Source organism: Pseudomonas sp. GV085 (assembly GCF_003050925.1).
Lineage (GTDB): Bacteria > Pseudomonadota > Gammaproteobacteria > Pseudomonadales > Pseudomonadaceae > Aquipseudomonas.
Window position 1 is genome coordinate 39,745 of the sequence record NZ_QAOV01000009.1, and the last position, 22,774, is coordinate 62,518.

15 protein-coding genes are annotated in these 22,774 nt (G+C 59.3%); 6 read left to right on the top strand and 9 right to left on the bottom strand.

Annotation, left to right across the window (positions count from 1 at the left end; all coding sequences use genetic code 11):
- Positions 1-3: 3 nt before the first annotated feature.
- Positions 4-999, bottom strand: a complete 996-nt coding sequence (cra, locus tag C8K63_RS19275) for a catabolite repressor/activator (RefSeq protein WP_108218151.1) — start codon at positions 997-999, stop codon at positions 4-6.
- A 289-nt stretch (positions 1,000-1,288) separates the two neighbouring features.
- On the opposite strand from cra, the gene ptsP reads away from it, so the two are divergent.
- From ptsP to C8K63_RS19295, 4 genes are all read left to right on the top strand, one after another.
- Positions 1,289-4,150, top strand: a complete 2,862-nt coding sequence (gene ptsP, locus C8K63_RS19280; RefSeq protein ID WP_108218152.1) for a phosphoenolpyruvate--protein phosphotransferase — start codon at positions 1,289-1,291, stop codon at positions 4,148-4,150.
- Positions 4,150-5,091: a 1-phosphofructokinase gene (gene pfkB / locus C8K63_RS19285; protein ID WP_108218153.1), complete on the top strand. Its 942-nt coding sequence runs from the start codon at positions 4,150-4,152 to the stop codon at positions 5,089-5,091. The genes ptsP and pfkB overlap by 1 nt, the downstream gene beginning before the upstream one ends.
- 11 nt (positions 5,092-5,102) lie before the next feature.
- Positions 5,103-6,842, top strand: a complete 1,740-nt coding sequence (locus C8K63_RS19290; protein WP_108218154.1) for a PTS fructose-like transporter subunit IIB — start codon at positions 5,103-5,105, stop codon at positions 6,840-6,842.
- Positions 6,843-6,984: 142 nt separating this feature from the next.
- A complete protein-coding gene (locus C8K63_RS19295; protein ID WP_108218155.1) occupies positions 6,985-8,526 on the top strand; it encodes an alkaline phosphatase in 1,542 nt (513 codons plus the stop codon).
- A 137-nt stretch (positions 8,527-8,663) separates the two neighbouring features.
- Here C8K63_RS19295 and C8K63_RS19300 read toward each other — a convergent pair whose 3' ends face one another.
- Entirely contained in the window at positions 8,664-11,192 is a 2,529-nt protein-coding gene (locus C8K63_RS19300) for a sulfite reductase flavoprotein subunit alpha (protein WP_108218156.1), read from the bottom strand.
- A 265-nt stretch (positions 11,193-11,457) separates the two neighbouring features.
- Positions 11,458-13,782: a TonB-dependent siderophore receptor gene (locus tag C8K63_RS19305; protein ID WP_108218157.1), complete on the bottom strand. Its 2,325-nt coding sequence runs from the start codon at positions 13,780-13,782 to the stop codon at positions 11,458-11,460.
- A gap of 207 nt (positions 13,783-13,989) precedes the next feature.
- Between C8K63_RS19305 and C8K63_RS19310 the strand changes: the two genes are divergently transcribed.
- Both C8K63_RS19310 and C8K63_RS19315 read left to right on the top strand, forming a co-directional pair.
- Positions 13,990-14,670 (top strand): Fe2+-dependent dioxygenase, encoded by a 681-nt coding sequence (locus C8K63_RS19310; protein WP_108218158.1) that lies wholly within the window; start codon positions 13,990-13,992, stop codon positions 14,668-14,670.
- Positions 14,671-15,438: a tetratricopeptide repeat protein gene (locus C8K63_RS19315; protein WP_108218159.1), complete on the top strand. Its 768-nt coding sequence runs from the start codon at positions 14,671-14,673 to the stop codon at positions 15,436-15,438.
- A gap of 99 nt (positions 15,439-15,537) precedes the next feature.
- Here C8K63_RS19315 and C8K63_RS19320 read toward each other — a convergent pair whose 3' ends face one another.
- The 6 genes from C8K63_RS19320 to C8K63_RS19345 form a co-directional block, all read right to left on the bottom strand.
- Entirely contained in the window at positions 15,538-16,551 is a 1,014-nt protein-coding gene (locus C8K63_RS19320) for an alpha-xenorhabdolysin family binary toxin subunit B (protein WP_108218160.1), read from the bottom strand.
- A gap of 59 nt (positions 16,552-16,610) precedes the next feature.
- The gene (locus C8K63_RS19325; protein ID WP_108218161.1) at positions 16,611-17,792 is read right to left on the bottom strand and encodes an alpha-xenorhabdolysin family binary toxin subunit A; all 1,182 of its coding nucleotides are present in this window, start codon (positions 17,790-17,792) and stop codon (positions 16,611-16,613) included.
- Positions 17,793-18,073: 281 nt separating this feature from the next.
- On the bottom strand, positions 18,074-19,237 hold the full coding sequence (locus tag C8K63_RS19330; protein ID WP_108218162.1) for a type III PLP-dependent enzyme: 1,164 nt from the start codon (positions 19,235-19,237) through the stop codon (positions 18,074-18,076).
- Between the two features lie 814 nt (positions 19,238-20,051).
- Positions 20,052-21,209, bottom strand: a complete 1,158-nt coding sequence (locus C8K63_RS19335) for a betaine/proline/choline family ABC transporter ATP-binding protein (protein ID WP_108218163.1) — start codon at positions 21,207-21,209, stop codon at positions 20,052-20,054.
- On the bottom strand, positions 21,206-21,859 hold the full coding sequence (locus C8K63_RS19340; protein ID WP_108218164.1) for an ABC transporter permease: 654 nt from the start codon (positions 21,857-21,859) through the stop codon (positions 21,206-21,208). The genes C8K63_RS19335 and C8K63_RS19340 overlap by 4 nt, the downstream gene beginning before the upstream one ends.
- Before the next feature lie 12 nt (positions 21,860-21,871).
- The gene (locus C8K63_RS19345; RefSeq protein ID WP_108218165.1) at positions 21,872-22,765 is read right to left on the bottom strand and encodes a glycine betaine ABC transporter substrate-binding protein; all 894 of its coding nucleotides are present in this window, start codon (positions 22,763-22,765) and stop codon (positions 21,872-21,874) included.
- Between the last annotated feature and the right edge of the window lie 9 nt (positions 22,766-22,774).

A 22,774-nucleotide genomic window follows, 5' to 3' on the forward strand; every position in this document is an offset into this window, starting at 1 on the left:
GGTTCAGTCCTGAAGAATACGCTGCTTGAACGTGCGCGGGATGGCTTGCACGCCGGGCCGGTAATCCGATTGCTCGATGGCTGCCAGGGCCAGCGCGAGGACCTTGTCGGCGATCAGCTGATGTTGCTGGGCCATGGCATTGACCGGCAGTGGCAGGAAGTCCAACAATTGGGTATCGCCGAATGTGCCGAGGCGCAGCGGGCGGTTTCTCAGCGGGAAGTCGTGCAGCGCATCGAACACGCCCTGAAGCAGCACGTAGGAAGTGGTCACCAGGGCATCGGGCAAATGGCCCAAGCGCTGCAGCAACTCGTCCATCAATTGTTGACCGCACTCGCGGCTGAAGGATTCACCTTCTTCGATCAGCACCTCGCCATTGAACCCGGCGAGAGCCTCTTTGAAGCCAGCGGCACGTTCCTGGCTGATGCTCAGCTCCGGGCGGGCGCCGATCAGCGCGATTTGCCTGGGCAGCGGCTCCAGCAGGCTGCGGGTCAGTTGCTGGCTGGCCTCGCGGTCGTCGCTGATCACCGAACAGAAATGCTCGGGCTCCATGACCCGGTCGATGGCGATGATCGGAAGGCCCTTGGCCTGCAATTGGCGATAGCTGTCGTCGCCGGTCGGCAGGCAACTGGCAACGATCAGTGCGTCGCAGCGCCGGGCGCGGAACAGTTGCAGCAATTGCCGTTCGCTGTCCGGTGCATCGTCGGAACTGGCGATCAGCAACTGATAGCCCCGGGCTCGCGCACCTTGCTCCAGCAATTTTGCGATTCGCGCGTAACTGGGGTTTTCCAGATCCGGCAGAATGAAGCCCAATGTGCGCGTGTGTCGGCTGCGCAAGCCGGCGGCCTGTGGATTAGGCGTGAAGCCATGCAGTTCGACGACCGCGCGCACGCGTTCGACGGTGGCGCTGCTGATGCGCTGTTGTTCGGCCTTGCCATTGATGACATAGCTGGCGGTGGTGACGGACACACCAGCCAACTGGGCGATATCACTGAGTTTCAACCCGCTGTTTCCTTGTTTTTTCGAGATTGCCTCGACATTTTCGTCAATCCTAACCGATTAAGGCAGGCGACCATTGTCACAACGCATCCGACAAGTTGAGCTTCAAGGATGGGACATTATCGAGTAACGTGCCATCCAATCTAGATTAAACGTTTCAGCAAGCGTATTTTCTACGTTATAGGCGCCTTTGGCCGGTTCTGCCATGAAACCGCCAAAATGATGACCAAGCGCCTAAGCTGGCTCATTCAAAACAATACCTGGCGCCCCAAGGCGCCAAAAAGGAGAAAGCATGCTCGAGCTCACTGTAGAGCAGATTTCCATGGGCCAGTCGGCCGTGGATAAGTCCGCAGCGCTGCAATTGCTGGCCGGGCACCTGGTCACCGACGGTCTGGTTGCCGAGGGCTACCTTGCCGGTTTGCAGGCGCGGGAAGCCCAGGGCTCGACCTTTCTCGGTCAAGGTATTGCCATCCCCCACGGTACGCCTGAAACCCGCGAGCTGGTGTTCACCACCGGTGTGCGCCTGATGCAGTTCCCTGAAGGTGTGGACTGGGGCGATGGTCATATCGTTTACCTGGCGATCGGTATTGCCGCCAAATCCGATGAACATCTGCGCTTGTTGCAATTGCTCACCCGCGCCCTTGGCGAGACGGATCTGGGCCAGGCCCTGCGCCGCGCCGGTTCCGCCGAAGCCTTGCTGAAGTTGTTGCAAGGCGCGCCGCAAGAACTGGCGCTGGACGCACAGATGATCGGCCTGGGTGTGGCGGCCGAAGATTTCGAAGAGCTGGTCTGGCGCGGCGCACGTTTGCTGCGGCAGGCCGACTGCGTGAGCAATGGTTTTTCTGCCGTGCTGCAGCAGGTTGAAGCGCTGCCCCTGGGCGATGGCCTGTGGTGGCTGCACAGCGAGCAGACGGTGAAGCGACCGGGCCTGGCCTTCGTCACCCCGGACAAACCGCTGCGCTATCTCGGCCAGCCGCTCAATGGACTGTTCTGCCTGGCCAGCCTCGGTGAGGCCCATCAAGTGCTGCTCGAACGCCTGTGCGCGTTGTTGATCGAAGGGCGTGGCCATGAGTTGGGGCGCGCCACCAGCAGCCGCAAAGTCCTCGAAGTGCTCGGTGGTGAAGTGCCCGCCGACTGGCCCAGCGCGCGAATTGCATTGGCCAACGCCCACGGTTTGCATGCGCGGCCGGCGAAAATCCTCGCGCAACTGGCAAAGAGTTTTGAAGGTGACATCCGCGTGCGCATTGTCGATGGTCACGACAGCGCGGTGTCGGTAAAGAGCTTGAGCAAGTTGCTCAGCCTCGGCGCCCGTCGGGGGCAGGTTCTGGAAATCATTGCCGAACCGGGCATCGCGGCTGACGCGTTGCCGGCCCTGTTGGCGGCCATCGAAGAGGGCCTCGGTGAGGAAGTCGAACCGCTGCCGCCAGTAAGCCAGGCACGCGAAGTCGTTGCCGATATGGCCGAAGTGATCCTCGCCCCGGTGTCAGGCAGCGTGGTCCAGGCGATTGCCGCCGCCCCGGGGATTGCCATCGGCCCGGCGCATATTCAAGTGCTGCAAACCATCGATTACCCGTTGCGCGGCGAGTCCGCCGGCATCGAGCGTGAGCGTCTCCAGCAAGCCCTGGCGCAGGTGCGTCGTGACATTCAGGGCTTGATCGAGCGCAGCAAAAGCAAGGCCATTCGCGAAATCTTCATCACCCACCAAGAGATGCTCGACGACCCGGAACTGACCGATGAGGTCGATGCGCGCCTCAAGCAGGGCGAAAGCGCCGAGGCGGCGTGGATGGCTGTGATTGAAGCGGCGGCCCGGCAGCAGGAAGCCTTGCAGGATGCCTTGCTGGCCGAGCGCGCAGCCGACTTGCGCGACATCGGGCGTCGGGTGCTGATGCAGCTCAGTGGCATCGAAACCCCGAGCGAACCGGATCAGCCGTACATTCTGGTGATGGACGAGGTTGGCCCGTCCGACGTCGCGCGTCTGGATCCGGCTCGCGTGGCCGGGATTCTCACCGCCCGGGGTGGCGCTACGGCGCACAGTGCGATTGTTGCCCGGGCCTTGGGCATTCCGGCACTGGTCGGCGCCGGCCCCGGCGTGTTGCTGCTGGCGCCGGGTACGCCATTGCTGCTCGATGGCCAGCGTGGTCGCCTGCATGTGGACGCCGACGCGGCGACCTTGCAGCGCGCCACCGCCGAACGCGATACCCGCGAGCAACGCTTGAAGGCGGCTGCTGAACGGCGTCATGAACCCGCGCTGACCAGCGATGGCCACGCCGTAGAAGTGTTCGCCAACATTGGTGAAAGCGCTGGCGTGACCGGCGCGGTGGAGCAGGGTGCCGAAGGCATTGGCCTGTTGCGCACCGAACTGATTTTCATGGCCCACACGCAAGCGCCCGACGAAGCGACCCAGGAAGTCGAGTACCGCCGTGTCCTCGACGGTCTGGCCGGGCGACCGCTGGTGGTGCGCACCCTCGATGTCGGTGGTGACAAACCGCTGCCGTACTGGCCGATTGCGAAGGAAGAAAACCCCTTCCTCGGCGTGCGCGGCATACGCCTGACCTTGCAGCGCCCGCAGATCATGGAAGCGCAATTGCGCGCCTTGCTGCGGGCGGCCGACAACCGGCCGCTGCGGATCATGTTCCCGATGGTGGGCAGCGTCGACGAGTGGCGTCAGGCCCGTGACATGACCGAACGTTTGCGCCGGGAAATTCCGGTTGCCGACCTGCAACTGGGGATTATGATCGAGGTGCCGTCGGCGGCATTGCTGGCGCCGGTGCTGGCCAAAGAGGTCGACTTTTTCAGCGTCGGCACCAACGACCTGACGCAATACACCCTGGCCATCGACCGTGGCCATCCGACGCTGTCGGCCCAGGCCGATGGCTTGCACCCGGCGGTGCTGCAACTGATCGACATCACCGTGCGCGCGGCCCATGCCCACGGCAAATGGGTCGGTGTGTGCGGCGAGCTGGCGGCCGACCCGCTGGCGGTGCCGGTGCTGGTCGGCCTCGGCGTGGACGAGCTTAGCGTCGGCGCTCGCAGCATTGCCGAAGTCAAGGCGCGAATACGCGAACTGGGCTTCACTCAGACTCAAACCCTTGCCCGACAGGCCCTGGCCGTGGGCAGCGCCAATGAAGTGCGCGCATTAGTGGAGGCCCTGTAATGGCCCGGATTCTCACCCTGACCCTCAACCCGGCGCTGGACCTGACCGTCCAGTTGCCGCGCCTTGAAGCCGGCCAGGTCAACCGCAGCGAAGTAATGCACACCCACGCCGCTGGCAAAGGCGTGAACGTGGCGCAAGTGCTGGCCGATCTCGGGCATCAATTGACCGTCAGTGGCTTTCTCGGCGAAGACAACCTGCAAGCGTTCGAAACGCTGTTCGCCAGGCGCGGTTTTGTCGACGCCTTCATCCGCGTTCCAGGCGAGACCCGCAGCAACATCAAACTGGCGGAAAGCGACGGGCGCATCACCGATATCAACGGGCCGGGGCCGCAGGTCAGCGAGGCGGCGCAGCAGGCGTTGATGGAGCGACTGGAGCAGATTGCGCCGGGTCACGATGCGGTGGTGGTTGCTGGCAGTTTGCCCCTGGGCGTTAGCGCGCAGTGGTTGCAGGCGTTGATCCTGCGTTTGAAAAGCCTGGGGCTGCGCGTTGCCCTCGACACCAGCGGCGATGCGTTGCGTGCGGCGCTGAAAGCGGGACCCTGGCTCATCAAGCCCAACACTGAAGAACTGGCCGAGGTGCTGGACTGCGAAGTCGTGTCGGTCAGTTCCCAGGCCATAGCGGCGGAGCGCCTGCACGCCCAGGGCATCGAGCATGTAGTGATTTCCCATGGTGCCGAGGGCGTGAACTGGTTCAGCGTCGGCTCGGCATTGCATGCCACTCCGCCCAAGGTCAGCGTCGCCAGTACGGTGGGCGCGGGTGATTCGTTGCTGGCGGGGATGCTCCACGGTTTGCTCAGTGCCGATACGCCGGAGCAGACCTTGCGCACCGCCACGGCGATTGCCGCGCTGGCAGTGACCCAGATCGGATTCGGCATTGGCGATGCAGCGCAACTGGCGCTGCTCGAACAGGGTGTGCGCGTGCGTCCCCTGACAGAACAATAAGAGGGTTTGTCATGAAGTTAGCCATCATTACGGCCTGCCCGAGCGGCATGGTCACCAGTGTGCTGTGTGCCCGGCTGCTTGATGCCGCGGCTCAGCGTCAGGGCTGGAGCACCAGTGTCGAAATCACCGATGCCGCCCATCCCGAAAAACAACTGTCGGCGGCCATCCTCGACGCAGCCGAGTGGGTGCTGCTGGTAACCAGCGCGCCGGTGGACATGTCGCGGTTTGTCGGTAAGCGGTTGTTCCAGAGCACCCCGGCTCAGGCCCTGCAAGACGTGGAAGCCGTGTTGCGGCGCGGTGCGCAGGACGCTCAGGTTTACGTCGCCGAAGAGACCGTCGTCGAGCCGGTGGCGGTTGTCCGGAACACGCCGCGACTGGTGGCCGTTACCGCGTGCCCGACGGGTGTCGCTCACACGTTCATGGCTGCCGAAGCTTTGCAGCAAGCGGCCAAACGACTGGGCTATGACCTGCAAGTGGAAACCCAGGGCTCGGTCGGCGCGCGCAATCCATTGAGCGCGCAAGCGATCGCAGAGGCCGATGTGGTGCTGCTGGCGGCTGATATCGAAGTCGCCACCGAGCGTTTCGCCGGCAAGAAAATCTACCGCTGTGGCACCGGTATCGCTCTCAAGCAAGCTGAAACGACTTTGAAAAAAGCCTTGGCCGAAGGCCAGCAGGAAAGCGCTTCGAGCAGCGCCAAGGGCCCAGCCAAATCAGAGAAAACCGGCGCCTATAAACACCTGCTGACCGGTGTGTCATTCATGTTGCCGATGGTGGTGGCCGGCGGCTTGATGATCGCCCTGTCGTTCGTATTTGGCATCACCGCATTCAAGGAGCAGGGCACGCTGGCGGCGGCGTTGATGCAGATCGGTGGCGACACCGCGTTCAAGCTGATGGTGCCGCTGCTGGCAGGCTATATCGCCTATTCCATCGCTGACCGTCCGGGCCTCGCGCCGGGGATGATCGGTGGTTTGCTGGCGAGCACCCTGGGCGCAGGCTTCATCGGCGGGATCATTGCCGGTTTTCTGGCCGGTTATGCGGCCAAGGCGATCAACCGCTATGCGCGTTTGCCGCAAAGTCTTGAGGCGCTCAAGCCGATCCTGATCATTCCGTTGCTGGCGAGTCTGTTCACCGGTCTGGTGATGATCTATGTGGTCGGCAAACCGGTCGCCGGCATGCTCGCCGGGCTCACGCATTTCCTCGACAGCATGGGCACCACCAACGCGATTCTGCTGGGTGTATTGCTGGGCGGCATGATGTGCGTCGACCTCGGCGGACCGATCAACAAGGCGGCCTATGCGTTCTCGGTCGGGTTGCTGGCGTCGCAGAGTTACGCGCCGATGGCGGCGACCATGGCCGCGGGCATGGTGCCGCCGATTGGCCTGGGCATCGCCACGTTCATTGCGCGGCGCAAGTTTGCGCAGACTGAGCGCGAAGCCGGCAAGGCCGCACTGGTGCTGGGGCTGTGCTTCATCTCCGAAGGGGCGATTCCGTTTGCGGCGAAAGACCCGCTGCGGGTGATTCCGGCGAGCATCGCCGGCGGTGCGTTGACCGGTGCGCTGTCGATGTATTTCGGCTGCAAACTGATGGCGCCCCACGGTGGGTTGTTCGTGCTGGCGATCCCCAATGCGATCAACCATGCGCTGCTTTATTTGTTGGCGATTGTGGCGGGGAGCCTGTTGACGGCGGTGGTGTATGCGCTGGTGAAACAGCCGGAGGCGGTGGAGCTGGCACTGGAGCCGGCCAAGGCGTAGGTCAAAAGATCGCAGCCTGCGGCAGCTCCTACAGGGGTTCACAATCTGCCAGTGTGGGAGCTGCCGCAGGCTGCGATCTTTTCTCTGTCACCTCGATTTCATCCAGCCATGCTTTAGTTTTTCCTTTTCCAGGGAGAACACCATGAGCGATTTCAACCTCGGGCGCCGTCGTGTGATGCAAGCGGTCGGCGCCGGGCTGTTGTTGCCGGGGTTGGCGCCGGCGGTGATCGCTTCGGTCAAGGATCGGCCACAACTCACCGACGGCGTGCAGTCCGGCGACCTGTTGGGCGACCGGGCGATCATCTGGAGCCGCTGCGACCGCCCTGCACGCATGGCGGTGGAGTGGGACACCCGTAGCCTGTTTCCCAACCCTCGGCGCTTCGTCTCGCCCCTGGCCGATGCGCGCACCGATTTCACTGCCAGGGTCGAACTCACCGGGCTGCCTGCCGGCCAGGCGATTTTCTACCGTGTGCAGTTTGAAGACGCCCAGAGTGGCGTTGCCAGCGAGCCCTGGTTCGGTCACTTGCGCAGCGTGCCACAGACCCGGCGCGACCTCCGTTTTGTCTGGAGTGGCGACACCGTCGGCCAGGGTTTCGGCATCAATCCGGACATTGGCGGCATGCGCATCTACGAGGCGATGCGCCGGCGTCTACCGGACTTTTTTATCCACAGCGGCGACACCATTTACGCCGATGGCCCGGTCCCGGCGCAGCTCACCACGGAAGGCGGACGGGTGTGGCGCAACATCACCACCGAGGCCAAGAGCAAAGTCGCCGAGACTCTCGATGAGTACCGTGGCAATTACCGTTACAACCTGATGGACGAAAACCTCCGTCGGTTCAATGCCGAGGTCCCGCAGATCTGGCAGTGGGACGACCACGAAGTAGTGAACAACTGGTCGCCGGGCAAGCAGCTGGATGCGCGCTATCAGGACAAAGATATCCACAGCCTGGTGGGCCGCGCACGCCAGGCCTGGCTTGAATACGCGCCGATGCGTTTGCAGAGCGCCGATGGCGGCGGGCGGATCTATCGCAAGCTCGGTTACGGTCCGCTGCTCGATGTGTTCGTGCTGGACATGCGCAGCTATCGCGGGGCCAACGATGACAATCTGGGCGCTGAAAAACCGTTCCTCGGTCGTGAGCAACTGGATTGGCTCAAGCGCGAAATGCAGGCCTCGAACGCGCAATGGAAAGTGATCGCCGCTGACATGCCCATCGGCCTCGGCGTGCCCGACGGCGAGGTCAGCCCCGGTGTCGCGCGTTGGGAAGCGGTGGCCAACGGTGACCCCGGCCCGGCCCAGGGCCGTGAACTGGAAATCGCCGAACTGCTGGGTTTTCTGCGGGCGCAGCAGGTGCGCAATTTCCTGTTCCTGACCGCGGATGTGCATTACTGCGCGGCCCATCATTACCACCCCGACCGGGCGGCGTTCCAGGACTTCGAGCCGTTCTGGGAGTTCGTCGCCGGACCGCTGAATGCCGGTAGCTTCGGACCGAACCCGCTGGATAAAACCTTTGGTCCTGAAGCGGTGTTCGAGAAGGCGCCGCCGGCGCAGAACGTCTCGCCGTTTGCCGGGTTTCAGTTTTTTGGCGAGGTGAATATCGATGGGCAAACGGGGGAGTTGAGCGTGGTGTTGCGGGACCTGGATGGGGTGTCTGTATTCGAGCAGAAGTTGCAACCGGTTTGAATGATTCTGGGTCCCTGTAGGAGCGAGCTTGCTCGCGATGGTCGTCAACGATGACGCGTTCATACAGGATGAGCGCGTTATCCTCAGGTTCATCGCGAGCAAGCTCGCTCCTACAGGGAAATCAGTTAATCAGTTAATCAGTACACGTCGCGGCGGTAGCGGCCCTGTTCGATCAGGCGCTCCACTTCGGCGGCGCCCAGCACTTCGTCGAGCACCTGGTCCACGCCCGAAGCCATGCCTTGAAGGCTGCCGCAGATGTAGATCAGCGCACCGTCCGCCAACCACTTCTTGAGCTCGGCTGCCGATTCACGCAGGCGATCCTGTACGTAAATCTTTTCGGCCTGATCGCGGGAAAACGCCAGGTCGAGGCGCGCCAGATCACCATTGATCAGCCACTCCTCCAGCTCCTTTCGGCACAGGTAGTCGTGCTCGCGATGGCGCTCGCCAAACAGCAACCAGTGACGTTGCTGACCGTCGGCAATTCGCGCCTTGAGCAGGCTGCGCAACCCGGCCAGCCCCGTGCCATTGCCCAGCAGGATCATCGGCGCCGGTTGGGCCGGCAGATGGAAACCACTGTTGCGCCGTACGCGCAGGCTGATGGAGCAGCCTACAGGCGCGTGTTCGGTCAACCAGCCGGAACCGACGCCGAGGTTGCCGTCGGCATGCACTTGCTGGCGCACGATCAGCTCGAGCATGCCATCGGCCGGGATCGACGCAATGGAATACTCGCGCATGGCCAACGGCACGAGGGCCTCAGCCAGCGCCTGCGCGTGCAGGCCGACCAGATGGGCGCGGTTCTCCGGCAACTGGCGGCTGGCCAGGGCCTGTTGGAGGGTTTCCTCCAGGCCGTTGAGGTGCACCTTGGTCTCACCGTGAATTCCCAGACCGTCGAGGAAATGCTCGATGACCCACGGGCAATTGCGCGGCAACACTTCCACCAGGTCGCCTGCCAGCCAACTGCTGGTGGTTGGTGCGCTGAGGCCCAGCAAGTACACGGGGGATCCGCTGCTGTCCGGGTTCAGCAGTTCACGACGGGCCAGGGTCCAGTTGTCGTAGCTGGGCGCTTGCCAGGTGTCGACGGGGGCGTGGCCGGTCAGTTGGCCCAGTTGCTGTTGCCAGTGGCGCAACGCGTAAGGATCGCCGCTGTCGACTTCCACCGGGGCGAACAAGGTCTTGCTGCCGTGCTCGCCGAGCCAGGCGTGCAGGCGTTTGGCGAATCCGCAGAAGTGTTGATATTGCCGGTCGCCGAGGCCGAGGACCGCGTAGTTCAGGTGCTCCAGACTTGGCGTGCGGCCCAGTACCTTGCGTTCGAAACCCCTGGCGCTGTCCGGCGCTTCGCCGTCACCGAAGGTACTGACGACGAACAGTGCGTTGTACGAGTCCTGCAAGTCCTGCTCGCTGACGTCCGCCAGCGGCTGCACCTTCACCGGTAGCCCTGCGGCCTGCAATTGCCCGGCGGTCTGCCAGGCCAGCTGCTCGGCGAACCCGCTCTGGCTGGCGAAACCGATCAGCCAGGCCGATGCATCGCTGCCTGGTTGTACAAGGCCTTGGCGTGCATCTTTGATCTGGCGTTTTTTGCGGCGACGATCCAGGTACAGCAACCAGCCGGTGACGAAGAACAGCGGCATGCTCAGCGCGGTGAGGGTCAGGATGATCCGACCGACGATGCCGAAGTAGCTGCCGACGTGCAGCGCATAAATGCTGGTCAGCAGTTGCGCCTTGAGGCTCTTGTCGCTGTAGCGATCAACCTGTTTGACCACGCCGGTGGCCGGGTCGAGGGTGATCTGGTTCAAGGCGCGGTCGTGCGGCGAGGTTTTCAGCAGGAAGTAAACGGTCGCTGGTTGGCCGGCCACTGGCGGCATACGCACGTTATAAGAACTGAGTTGCGGGCCGGCCGCGCTGTAGATGCTGCTCCACATGGCCGAGTAATCGGCTGTTGGTGCAGGACCTTCCGGCGCCGGGCCACGTCCGCCGCGAACGCGCTCGTTCTGCGGTGAGTCAGAGAGCAATCGGGTCAGGCCCTTGTTGTACCACTCGTAGGACCAGGACAACCCGGTCAACGCCGCCAGGAGGTAAAACACCAGGCACCAGGTGCCAGCCACCGAGTGCAGGTCCCAATTGAAACTGCGACCCTTTTTCTTCCAGTCCAGGGTCAGCCAGGCGCGCCAGCTTTTCCACTGGCGGGGCCAGCGCAGGTACAGCCCGGAAAGACAGAAGAACACCAGAATCAGTGTGCAGGCGCCGGTGATCTGCCGACCCGTGTCGCCCATGGCGAGGAAGCGGTGCAGTTGCAGCATCAGGCCGAAGAAGCCCTGGCCGGTAGCGTCGCCCAGGAGCTCGGCGGTGTACGGATCGAAGTAGCGCATCTCGCCACGGCGTTCACCCGGTGGCGGGGTGAACCACACTTTGGCGGCATCGCCGCTGTCGGTTTCCACCGTGAGCATCGAGACTTTTTTACTTGACGCGGCTTCGATGTGCTCCACCAGTTCGGCGGGCGGCAGGACACCGGCGACCTGTTTTTCGACCTGCAACACGGAAGGGTTGAGTGTGCTCAGGATTTCATCCTGAAACGACACCGTCGCCCCGGTGATGCCCATCAGGGCCAGGACCAGCCCGGCGCTGATGCCGAAAAACCAGTGCAACTGGAACAGGGTTTTCTTCAACACGTCGCTCGCCTTGTTCGTTCAAGTTGATTCATCACGGCGCGCATTATGCCGTGGGGTTGTCGAGAAGCATTCTTTTTTACGCACAAAGGCCCCATTCATGTGGATGAACGGGGCTACCGCTGATTTCAACCTTCACCCCTCCTGTAGGAGCGAGCTCGCTCGCGATGGTCGTCAACGATGACGCGTAAAGCCTGACACCCCGCGTCGTTCTCCGGTCCATCGCGAGCAAGCTCGCTCCTACAGGAGGTTGTTGGTCACATTTCCGTTAGAAGTGGAAGTTGGTGCTCAGCAACGCGGTACGACCGGCCGCCTGGTTGGCGAAGTGAGTCGAGAACGCCTTGTCGTAGTAGGTTTCGTCGGTCAGGTTCTGCACGTTCAGTTGCAGGTCGACGTTCTTGGTCAGTTTGTAGGCTGCCATCGCGTCGTAACGAACGTAGGAATCAACCATGGTGGTGTTGGCGGCACTGCCGAACACGTCATCGACATAGAACGCACCGCCACCGATGGTCAGCCTTGGCGTGACCTGATAGGTCGTCCACAGGCTGGCGCTGTTTTTCGGCGTGTTAGGCAATTCGTTGCCATCGTTGGCTTTGTTGGCCGGCAGGTCACCACCATCGATTTGCTCGCTGTCCATGTAGGCGTAGCCGGCGAAGACTTGCCATTTGTCGGTGAGCTTGCCGCTGGCTGACAGTTCGATACCTTGAACGCGGGTTTTGCCGACGTTTTCAAACGTGGTGGTGTTGGTCTGCACACGAGCGTTGTCTTTCTCGGTGCGGAAGATATCGGCGGTCAACGACAGGCGATTGTTCAGCAGATCCCACTTGGTACCGATTTCGTAGTTCTTGGTGGTTTCCGGCTCCATGTCGCTTTTCAGCAGGTTGCCGTTTCGATCCGGCGTGCCACCCAACGGGTTGCCTTCCGAACCTTCGCCAAGGGTGTTGCCCGGCGGAGTGGCAGACGTCGCGTAGGAGGCATAGATGCTGCCGTTATCCGCTGGTTTGTACACCACGCCGAACTGACCGGTGACGAATTCGCTGGTGTCATCGCCCTTGGACGTGGTCACGCTGGAACCGTTGAAGGTCTTGTATTCGGTGTCGAAATGGTCGTAACGCAGCCCCATGTTTATCAGCCACTGCTCGGACAACGTCAGGGTGTCGAACACATACAGCGCATAGGTATTGGCCTTGGTGTCGGTGCCGGCATAGTTGCGCGAGATGGCACCGCTCCACGGATCATTCGGGGTCGGGTTGGATAGCGAGGTGCAGTTGAAGCCGCTTGGCGCGCCGATCAGTGCCGGTGAGCAGTTGGTGGTCACCGCTGCCGTTCCCGGGGTGGTGTCCGTGTTGACGTTGTACGAGGACTTTTCGCTTTCCTCGTGGGTGTATTCGACACCGGTGGAGAAGCTGTTCTTGAACCCGGCAATGTAGACATCGCCAAACAGGTCGGTCTGGTTGGTGGTGGTCTCGGTGTTGCTCACGCGGGTGTTCGCCCGGCGCCAGACGCTGCCGTTGTTGACGTTGCCTTTACTGTCGTCCGGCTGGGTCAGGATGTAATCCTGCATGCTGGAGCCGTGACGCAGGGTGTTCTTGATGGTCAGCGAGTCGCTCAGGTCGTGCTCGATGGCGAAGGTCGCGGTGTCGGTGCGGGTCTTGCGGAAGTCGCGGTCGGTCAGACCGTAGAAATTGCTGCTGTCACCACCGTCATTCGGCTTGTCCGGGTTGGCCTTTGTGCGTGCAGCGGAACCTGCGGCCGGGATGGAGTACGGAATGCCCGAGTCCGGCGTGTCGTTGCTTTCGAGGTGGTAGTAGTCGAGGTTGACGCGAGTGTCCGTACCCAGGCCGAAGGCCAGGGACGGTGCCACACCCCAACGGTCGTAATCGACGCTGTCACGCCCGGCGACATTGCTCTCGTGGCTCAGCAGGTTCAGACGGCCAGCGGCGGTGTCGGTGAACTGATAGTTGCCGTCGAAGGTGTAGCGCTGGGTCTGGTCGGAGCCCCAGGTGAAACCACCGTCGAGCGAATCGCCCAGGTGCGCTTTCTTGCTGACCAGGTTGATGCTGCCGCCGGCTGCGCCACGGCCGCCGATCGCGGAGTTCGGGCCCTTGCTGACTTCGATCGATTCAACGGCGAAGATCTCGCGGCTCTGGGAGCCGGTATCGCGTACGCCGTCCAGATAGGTGTCGCCCTGGGCGTCAAAGCCGCGGATGAATGGGCGGTCGCCCTGCGGGTTGCCGCCTTCACCGGCACCGAAGGTGATGCCCGGAACGGTGCGCAGCGCGTCCTGCAAGTTGAGCGAGCCGGTGTCTTTCAGGACTTGTTGCGGAACAACGGTCACCGAGCGCGGTGTGTCGATCAGCGGCGCAGTGTACTTGGGCGAGGAGGCTTTCTCGACGTTGTAGGTCGTCTCGTCCTGGGCTTCACCGGTGATGGCGGTGGCGCCCAGCGAAATCACTTTGTCCGGTGCTTTTTCGTCGGTTTTTTCCGCCGCGAAAACCATGTGGCCCGCAGAGCCGGCAGTAATCGCCATGCCGATGGCCGATGCGAGCAAACGTGGTGAACTGACCGGTACTTGTGGTTGTTGACGCGACATTTGAATTCCCCTCCCCAAGGATTTGAGGCGGCGGAATATAGGGTAAATACGTATTTGTAACAATTGATAAATATTACTATTCGCACTAAATTTACATTCTTTACAATTTACCCTTACGGTTTTTGCTGACTCACTCGTCAGATGTGTTTTACACGGGCAATAAGAATCAATACCATTGGCGCCCCTTTGTTTTCAGGTGTCTTTGTCATGCTGCTGCACATTCCCGGCCTGTTCGAAAAAGACGAGGTGCAGCGCATTCGCGAAGCTCTGGAACACGCCGATTGGGCTGATGGCAAGATCACCGCCGGCTACCAGTCGGCCAAGGCCAAGCACAATTTGCAGCTGCCTGAAGGGCATCCGCTGGCCAAGGAGATCGGCGCGGCGATGCTGGAGCGGTTGTGGAAAAACCCGCTGTTCATGTCGGCTGCACTGCCGCACAAAGTCTTTCCTCCGTTAGTGAACTGTTACACCGCCGGTGGCAGTTTCGACTTCCACATCGACAACGCGGTGCGTCAGCCCAAAGGCGGCATCGAGCGGGTGCGTACGGACTTGTCCGCCACGCTATTCTTCAGCGAGCCCGAGGATTACGACGGTGGCGAACTGGAAATCCAGGACACCTTCGGCACCCAACGGGTGAAGCTGCCTGCCGGTGACATGGTGCTGTACCCCGGCACCAGTCTGCACAAGGTCAATGCGGTGACGCGCGGAACGCGACTCGCCTCGTTTTTCTGGACGCAAAGCCTGGTGCGCGAAGACAGCCAGCGCGCCCTGTTGTTCGAGATGGACGGAGCCATCCAGCAACTGACCCGTGATGTGCCCGATCATCCGTCACTGATCCGCCTGACCGGCACTTATCACAATCTGCTGCGTCGCTGGGTCGAGGTGTAAGTGGCGGATTTTCGTTTACGCCGCGAGGAATTGCTCGACGGTGAGCGCCTGCGGTCCATGCTCGACGAAAGCCCGGCCCGCGCGGCCCAGGCCATCCTGATTGCCGCTCGGGAAGGTGAAGTCGAAGCCCAGGCCTTGCTCGGGCAGATCCTGCTCGACGGCCAGGGTATCGCGCCGGACCAGGCGCTGGCGCTGAACTGGTTCGGCATAGCCGCGCGCCAGGGGCACCTGATGGCGCGCAACATGCTCGGTCGTTGTCATGAACATGGCTGGGGCTGTGTTGCCGACGCCACGATTGCGGCGCGGCATTATCGGATCGCAGCTGAAGGAGGGCTGGATTGGGCGATGTACAACTTCGCCAATCTGCTGGCCACCGGGCGCGGTGTAGCCGAGGATCAGGCGCTGGCGCTTAGCTGGTATCGGCGTGCGGCGGACCTTGGCCATGCGAAGTCGATGAACCTGCTGGGGCGCTATCTGGAGGAAGGCCGATTTTGCCAGGCCGACCCGGATGCCGCTTTCGAGTGGTATCGACGTTCTGCCAAGGGTGGGGATTTCCGCGGGCAATTCAGCTATGCGGCTGTTCTGGCGCAGGACGGGAAAATCGAAGAGGCCTTGGTGTGGTTGCACAAGGCATTGGCGGCAGGGAACCTGAACTTCCTGCGCGTCAGCGGCCAGGCACTGTTACACGCTCCTCACCCGGATCTGCGGGCATTGGCGCCGTGCTTTGAACAGCGTGCCGTGCAATTGCAAAATCAGGCGCTGGCATGAGCATGTGGGTATGACAGTCATTGAGGCGAGCGAAAAGGCAGCTCAGGGTTTTCGCTCGCATTAATCGAAGTTGCCGCAAACAACCGGATCGAAACCGGTTTAGCTCTTCCATTCCCCGCGCAGAGGCTTCATATGCTTCATGAAAATATCTGATTGTTCAATGAAGCGTTTAACCACCGACTCGAGATCGTCGCTCTCGTCATGTTCGGTAAGTTTCAGGAACTTATTAATTACGTCGACGAGAACACTCAATTCTTGTATGTAGGATTCTCTGGGTGTTTGTACGGATTGAAATTCCTCCAACTGATTTTTTTGATCCAGTAGAATTTTTATATCTTGACTGATGCGAGCCAGATTGCGGCGGCGGTCATCCAGTTGTTTTTGAATCTGGCTTCTGGCCTGGATCAAGTTGTCATACTTTATTCTGTCGCTGATTAAGTTGAGGATCTTGCCGGCAGCAGCAATGCCTGCCTTGACAAGTTCGATTTGAGGCGCGGACAGGTTGAGGTTGGCGAGTTTTTCAGTAGTTAGAAAAAACTCCTTGATGAGCGAGAAGGTATCTGTTGCTTCAATGAGTTTTATCGCCTCGTTCAGTTCTGATTCGTCTTTGAGTAGTCCTGCTATTGCACTTTCTTCTACTTGGATATACGGAGTGGCGTTGCTGATTGAAGTTTCCAGCTCTTTGATTCGGTATTGGTTGTCGCTGAGTGTCACTGCTTTCAGGTTTGTCAGGTTGTTGTTGAGTGCAGTCGAAAGCTTTAATGCTTCGGATGTCCCGTTTTCAATTAATGTTTTGATCTCATCGTAGAAGCTGTCTATCGCCTCCTGCTGTTCCGGTGTAGGTATTTCTAATTTCAGTCTTTCAATGATGGTATGAAAGCGTTGGATTTCGCTAATGGGTAGCACCGTGGGGATCAGAGTCAGGGTGCTGAGTGCCTGCTTGTCGGTTGAGTTTATTTCTTCCTGTAGCGATTCTAATTGCTCCCTGAGTACGGGTAAATAAATTGTGCTCAATGTACGGATTTTATAATTGAGTGCTTCCCTGTTCTCCTTGATTTTTTTCATGTCGGGTGCTGGGTATTGAAATGAGGTGTCTAGTGTATGTACGGTCATGATTGTCCTGTCTTTAAAAAGGAAGATTGATGGTAGGGGGGAGTTTGCACTTGCGGAGTTCAGGCGTTTCGGGTGGCGTTGTTAAAGGCTGTCAATAAATCGCCCGCCTGTTTTTTTATCGCCGACCAGTTATCCATCATCGTGGTTAGCCTGGAGACAAACGACACCAAGTACATGGCATTGGTAACGCCATCGAGTCTTTTACTGGAAGAGTCGATATACGCCTGTATCAACTCCCAGAGACTTTCGAGGTTCGATGAACTGCCAGCAGCACCTTCGATCCTGACATGCAGGTCCTGTAGGCTGGTTTCGAATGCCCGCAACGATGCGAGGGTCGCATTGGTGGTTGCAATTTTTGTTTCGATTTCACGTCGTTCGGTTGTTAGCAGATCCAGTTCATTACGAGCCTTGTTGGCCTTGTCTCCATATATTGTAGAAGCAATGATAAAGCCAACTGCGCCACCGATGAGTCCCCACCATTTACTTTTGGTGTATTCTTCGATTTCCGCGAGTTTTTCGTTGATGCGCTGGTTGAGAATTTCAATCCTTTGATTGAACAGTTTTATTTTTTCGTCGAAGTTGTGGCTGTTGCACAGGGCTATTTTCAAACCCAGTGCCGGTTTCAGTGAGTTGCTGATTTCCCGTTTGAATTCGGTGATCTGGGCTTTGGTGATCTGCGTGCTTGCGCTGTGTTCGGTAATAACTGCTTTAAGCTCTTCAACCAGTCCCAGTAATGCCGGAATTTTTCGTTTCTCATCTCCAGTCAATTGGATTTTCGGTAGATTGTCGATTTCCTCCGGGCTCAGGCTGCCGATTTTTCCGATTCCACTGATGTAGCTGGGTAGTGTCATCAGGTAGTTGATGATGGATTGACTGCTTGAAGTGAAATTGTCGGCAAATACATGAAGATCCGAACCAACTCTCTTCATGTTTGATTCCAGCGGCGACCAGGTTTCAGCATGATTTCTCATGGATTTATACAATTTTTGCATATCGGCGGATTTAAGTCCGACAATATTCAGCTGGTCGTATTTGTGTATCTGTTCTATTTCATCAATTTCGATGGGCAGTGCCAGTCCGGCATTGACGTAGCGTCTGATTTTTCTGATATCGTCGTTTGTAACCAATAATCCTTGTTCACGCTCGACACCTTCGAGGGTGCCGGAAACGGCCCCCATGAAATCTGATGTCAGTGAGTTAAGTTCTTCGGCGGTAATGGTCTGTTCTTGAATGGCTAACATGAAAATCCCTTTTATGTTTTTTCGTCATGGAGGTCCTTGTTGTTGCCGCTGAGAAAGTAATGGTGGTTGTGGTTAAAGTTAAGTCTGGAAGAATTTCAATGTGTGTCGGGTAGGGGGTGAAACTCTGCGCTTTGCTGTTTCTATTGGATAAAATGCAGCTTTCTGATATCGAAACTTAATGTGTTGTGAAGTCGCTTTGGAATCGCTCTCAAGATGAAATGGTGGAAATAAAAAAAAGGCCTGTGATTACTCACAGGCCTTTTTTGTACAGCGGGCAGAATTTAAACGTAGAACGACTTCAGCGGCGGGAAGCCATTGAACTCAACAGCGCTGTAACTGGTGGTATAGGCACCGGTCGACAGCCAGTACAGGCGATCACCGATGGCCAGGTTCAGCGGCAGGCCGTACTTGTAGTTTTCGTACATGATGTCGGCGCTGTCGCAGGTCGGGCCGGCGATGACCACTTCTTCCATCTCGCCCTTTTTCTCGGTCCAGATCGGGAACTTGATGGCTTCGTCCATGGTTTCGATCAGGCCGGAGAACTTGCCCACATCCGTGTACACCCAACGCTCTACCGCGGTACGGGATTTACGCGCGACCAGCACCACTTCGCTGACCAGGATGCCGGCGTTGGCGATCAGCGAACGGCCTGGCTCGAGGATGATTTCCGGCAGGTCGTCACCGAAGTCTTCCTTGAGGAAGCGGATGATTTCCTCAGCGTAGGTTTCCAGGCTGTTGGTGCGGGTGATGTAGTTGGCCGGGAAGCCACCGCCCATGTTGATCAGCTTCAGGTGAATGCCGTCTTCTTCCTTCAGGCGTTCGAAGATCACTTTGACCTTGGCGATGGCCGCGTCCCATACGCTGATGTCGCGCTGCTGCGAACCCACGTGGAACGAGATGCCGTAAGGTACCAGGCCCAGGTCACGGGCGAGGATCAGCAGGTCCATGGCCATGTCGGTCTGGCAGCCGAATTTGCGCGACAACGGCCAGTCAGCAGTGGTCGAGCCTTCGGTCAGGATGCGCACGTAGACTTTCGAACCCGGTGCGGCCTTGGCGATGTTGCGCAGGTCGGCTTCGGAGTCGGTGGAAAACAGGCGCACGCCCTTCTCGTAGAAGTAGCGGATGTCCTTGGATTTCTTGATGGTGTTGCCGTAGCTGATACGGTCGGCGCTGACGCCGCGATCCATCACTTTGTCCAGTTCATAGATCGAGGCGATGTCGAAGCTCGAGCCTTTCTCCTTGAGCAGGTCGATGATCTCGACGGCCGGGTTGGCCTTGACCGCGTAGTAGACCTTGGCGAATTCGAAACCGGCGCGCAGGTCGTCATAGGCCTGGCTGATCATCGCGGTGTCGATCACCACGAACGGGGTTTCCTGCTTGTCGGCGAACGCCTTCATTTTGTCAAAAGTGGCGCGCGCGAAATAATCTTCGACCTGGATCGGCATGCTGGGAACTCCTACTGGCAAACTAAAATTATCAATGGGTGCGAGGGTGTGTCATCAATGAATTCGCGAGTGCGTTGCGCCTGAGCGCGTGCCAGGCAAGGCGCAGGCCGCCGCTAATGGCCGCTCCCTTCGCAAGGCCTGCAACGCAGCATGGCGCGCGCTCCGGCGCACTCGTGAATTCATTGATGACACACCCTCCTGAACGTCCTCCGTATCCCCACTTTGGTTCGCCTACTTCCCAAGGCATGTCGCCGAAAGCAAAAAGGCCATGGGAAGTGCAGCTTTCCCTTGGCCTTGCTGTCTCGTCGTCAGTACTTGAGCCGGATGGATCGTTTCCAGCATGGACGTTCGGCGCGAACTTTAGGGCGTGAGGGGCCTGAGATCAACAAAAAATGTCGCGTTTTTGCACTCTTCTGACGCGCGTTACGAGCATTACTCTTTGTAACCGACACAGATGACGGGCAGATGTTCCCGAGGAATTGTGAAGTGTTAAAAATACCTGCACGTTCGACGCTTTTGTACGCTAAGTCACTAGGAAGTACGATGGCGACAATATGGGCGACGTTGGCAGCGAAAAGGTAGGCTGAGAGGGGATTTGACTATTTCAGAGTGTGTTTCCGGATGGCTTTTGCAGATGCTGCTGTTGATATTTTTTTCCGGCCTGCCGATTACTCAAAAAATGCACAAACCTTGTAGGAGCGAGCCTGCTCGCGATGGCATTTTCACTGCCAACATCGTCGTTGACTGACATCGCGCTATCGCGAGCAGGCTCACTCCTACAGGTTTTGGGTTTTTTACCGGGCGATATGAGTGATCAGGCGACCACTGCCTCGGCAGGCGACACGATGTTGGTTTTCATCCCCCGCGAACGTCCGGAGCTCAAGTAAGCCGCAATCGACTCCTGCGTGACCTCGCCAAGGAACACTCGTTCGGCATCCATCACCGGCAACCACGCCCGATTGAACTCGTACATGCGCGACAGCAGAATGCGCAAATGTTCGTCGTACGCCGCCGTGGCGTTGAACTCGCGTTGGTACTGTGCGCAGGTGCCGGTCTGACGGTGCAGGTCGCGACGTCGTACGTAACCCAGGGCTTTATTCTCGGCACAAGTGACCACCACATAACGTCGGTCATGCTCGTCCATCAATTCCAGCGCATCGGCCACCGGAGTCTCAGGACTCACCGACGGCGCGTTATCCGCCGCATCTTCCGCCTTCACCAGCAGCAGGCGCTTGAGTGTGCTGTCCTGGCCGACGAAGTTACTGACAAACTCATCCGCCGGGTGCGCGAGCAACGTGTCCGGGTGATCGATCTGCAACAACTTGCCGGCGCGGAAGATCGCGATCTTGTCGCCGAGCTTGATCGCCTCGTCGATGTCATGGCTGACCATGATCACGGTCTTGTTCAGCGCCCGCTGCATTTCGAAGAACTCGTTCTGGATCATCTCGCGGTTGATCGGGTCGACCGCGCCGAAGGGTTCGTCCATCAACAGCAGCGGCGCATCGGCGGCCAGTGCGCGAATCACGCCGATCCGCTGTTGTTGGCCTCCGGACAATTCCCGCGGATAGCGATGCAGGTATTGTTTGGGTTCAAGCTTGATCATGCTCATCAACTCACGGGCGCGGTCGTGGCATTTCTGCTTGTCCCAGCCGAGCAGTTTCGGTACGACCACGATGTTCTCTTCGATGGTCATGTTCGGGAACAGACCGATCTGCTGGATCACGTAACCGATGTTGCGGCGCAGTGTTACTTCGTCGAGGCCGGTGGTGTCTTCGCCATTGATCAGGATCTTGCCCGAGGTCGGTTTGATCAGGCGGTTGATCATTTTCAGCGTGGTGCTTTTGCCGCAACCCGATGGTCCGAGGAACACACAGATTTCGCCTTCATTGACGGTCAGGCTCACCGAGTCCACGGCTTTCACATCTTTGCCGTTGCTTTGGAAGGTCTTGCTGAGGTTTTGAAGTTCGATCATTTGAGCAGTCCTTTTGGAGTCAGCGAGCGTTGCAGCACTTGCAGGATCAGGTCGGCGATGATCGCCAGCACACTGACCAGTACGGCGCCGACGATCAGCATCGACATGTCGCTGCGGCTGATGGAGGCGAGGATGAGTACGCCGAGGCCTCCGGCGCCGATGGTGGCGGCGATGGTCATGACACCGATGTTCATCACCACTGCAGTGCGCACACCGGCGAGGATCACCGGTACGGCGATGGGCAGTTCGACCATGCGCAGGCGCTGGCCGAACGTCATGCCGATGCCGCGCGCGGCTTCGCGGATGCCCGGCTCGACATTGGTCAGCGCCAGGTAGGTGTTACGCATGATCGGCAGCAGCGAGTACAGGAAAACCGCGGTAATCGCCGGCATCGGCCCCAGGCCCTGGCCGAACTTTGAGTAGAACGGCAGCAGCAGGCCGAACAGGGCAATCGACGGCACGGTCAGCAGCACCGTGGCGCTGGCTTGCAAAGGCCCGGCGAGGCTCGGGAAACGTGTCATCAGAATGCCCAGCGGCACGCCGACCAGAATCGCCAGGGTCACGGCGATACCGACCAGCGTGATGTGCTGCCAGGTCAGGTGGATCACCTGCTGCCAGTCGAGATGGGAAAAGGCGTTCAGGAATTCCATGACTTTTCCTCCTTAATTGATCGGGTGTTGGTGCAGGAAATCGGCGGCAACGGCTGAAGGGCTCTGATGCTCGACGTCGACCCGCGCGTTGAGTTCGCGCATGGTGTTGTCGTCGAACAGTTCAGCCAGCGGCTTGAGCTGTGCGGCCAATTGCGGGTGCGCATCGAGGTAGGCCTGACGTACCACCGGTGCGGCGGTGTAGTCCGGGAAGTAATGCTTGTCGTCTTCCAGCAGTTTCAGCTGGAAGGCGTTGAGACGACCGTCGGTGGTGTAGACCAGACCGGCAAACACCTGGCCGTTACGCAGCGCGGTGTAGACCAGACCCGCATCCATCTGCCGGATGTTTTTGCGCGTGAGGTTCATGTCGTACAGCTGCACCATGCCGTCGAGCCCGTCCGAACGGTTGGCGAACTCGGTATCCAGCGCCACCAGGTTGTTGGTCTCGGCTTCCTTGCGCAGCACCGTGTTCAGTTCACTGATGGTGTTGATTTGCGGGTATTGGTCGGCGACCTTCTTCGGCAGGGCGAGGGCGTAGGTGTTGCTGAATTTCGACGGGGTGAGCCAGACCAGGCCTTTTTTTGCGTCGAGTTCTTTTACCCGGGTATAGGACTGTTCGCTGTCGAGTTTTTCAGTGACATGGTTGTAGGCGACCAACGAAACGCCGGTGTATTCCCAGAGCATGTCCAGCTGGCCACTTTCGTGGGCGCTGCGGGCCAGATTGCTGCCCAGGCCGCCGGTCACTTGCACCTCGTAACCCTTGGTACGCAGGTACTGTGAGGTGATCTCCGCCAGCAGGGTCTGTTCGGTGAACACCCGGGCGCCGATGCGGATCAAGGGTTTTTCCGCGGCTTGGGCAAATCCTGCGCACAGCAGGACGCAGCCTAGTAATAAGCTTGATGTTTTCATGACGATTCC

Coding starts and splice junctions, on each gene's coding strand:
- ptsP (WP_108218152.1), top strand. CDS start 1,289: ATGCTCGAGCTCACTGTAGAGCAGATTTCCATGGGCCAGTCGGCCGTG.
- pfkB (WP_108218153.1), top strand. CDS start 4,150: ATGGCCCGGATTCTCACCCTGACCCTCAACCCGGCGCTGGACCTGACC.
- C8K63_RS19290 (WP_108218154.1), top strand. CDS start 5,103: ATGAAGTTAGCCATCATTACGGCCTGCCCGAGCGGCATGGTCACCAGT.
- C8K63_RS19295 (WP_108218155.1), top strand. CDS start 6,985: ATGAGCGATTTCAACCTCGGGCGCCGTCGTGTGATGCAAGCGGTCGGC.
- C8K63_RS19305 (WP_108218157.1), bottom strand. CDS start 13,782: ATGTCGCGTCAACAACCACAAGTACCGGTCAGTTCACCACGTTTGCTC.
- C8K63_RS19310 (WP_108218158.1), top strand. CDS start 13,990: ATGCTGCTGCACATTCCCGGCCTGTTCGAAAAAGACGAGGTGCAGCGC.
- C8K63_RS19320 (WP_108218160.1), bottom strand. CDS start 16,551: ATGACCGTACATACACTAGACACCTCATTTCAATACCCAGCACCCGAC.
- C8K63_RS19325 (WP_108218161.1), bottom strand. CDS start 17,792: ATGTTAGCCATTCAAGAACAGACCATTACCGCCGAAGAACTTAACTCA.
- C8K63_RS19330 (WP_108218162.1), bottom strand. CDS start 19,237: ATGCCGATCCAGGTCGAAGATTATTTCGCGCGCGCCACTTTTGACAAA.
- C8K63_RS19335 (WP_108218163.1), bottom strand. CDS start 21,209: ATGATCGAACTTCAAAACCTCAGCAAGACCTTCCAAAGCAACGGCAAA.
- C8K63_RS19340 (WP_108218164.1), bottom strand. CDS start 21,859: ATGGAATTCCTGAACGCCTTTTCCCATCTCGACTGGCAGCAGGTGATC.
- C8K63_RS19345 (WP_108218165.1), bottom strand. CDS start 22,765: ATGAAAACATCAAGCTTATTACTAGGCTGCGTCCTGCTGTGCGCAGGA.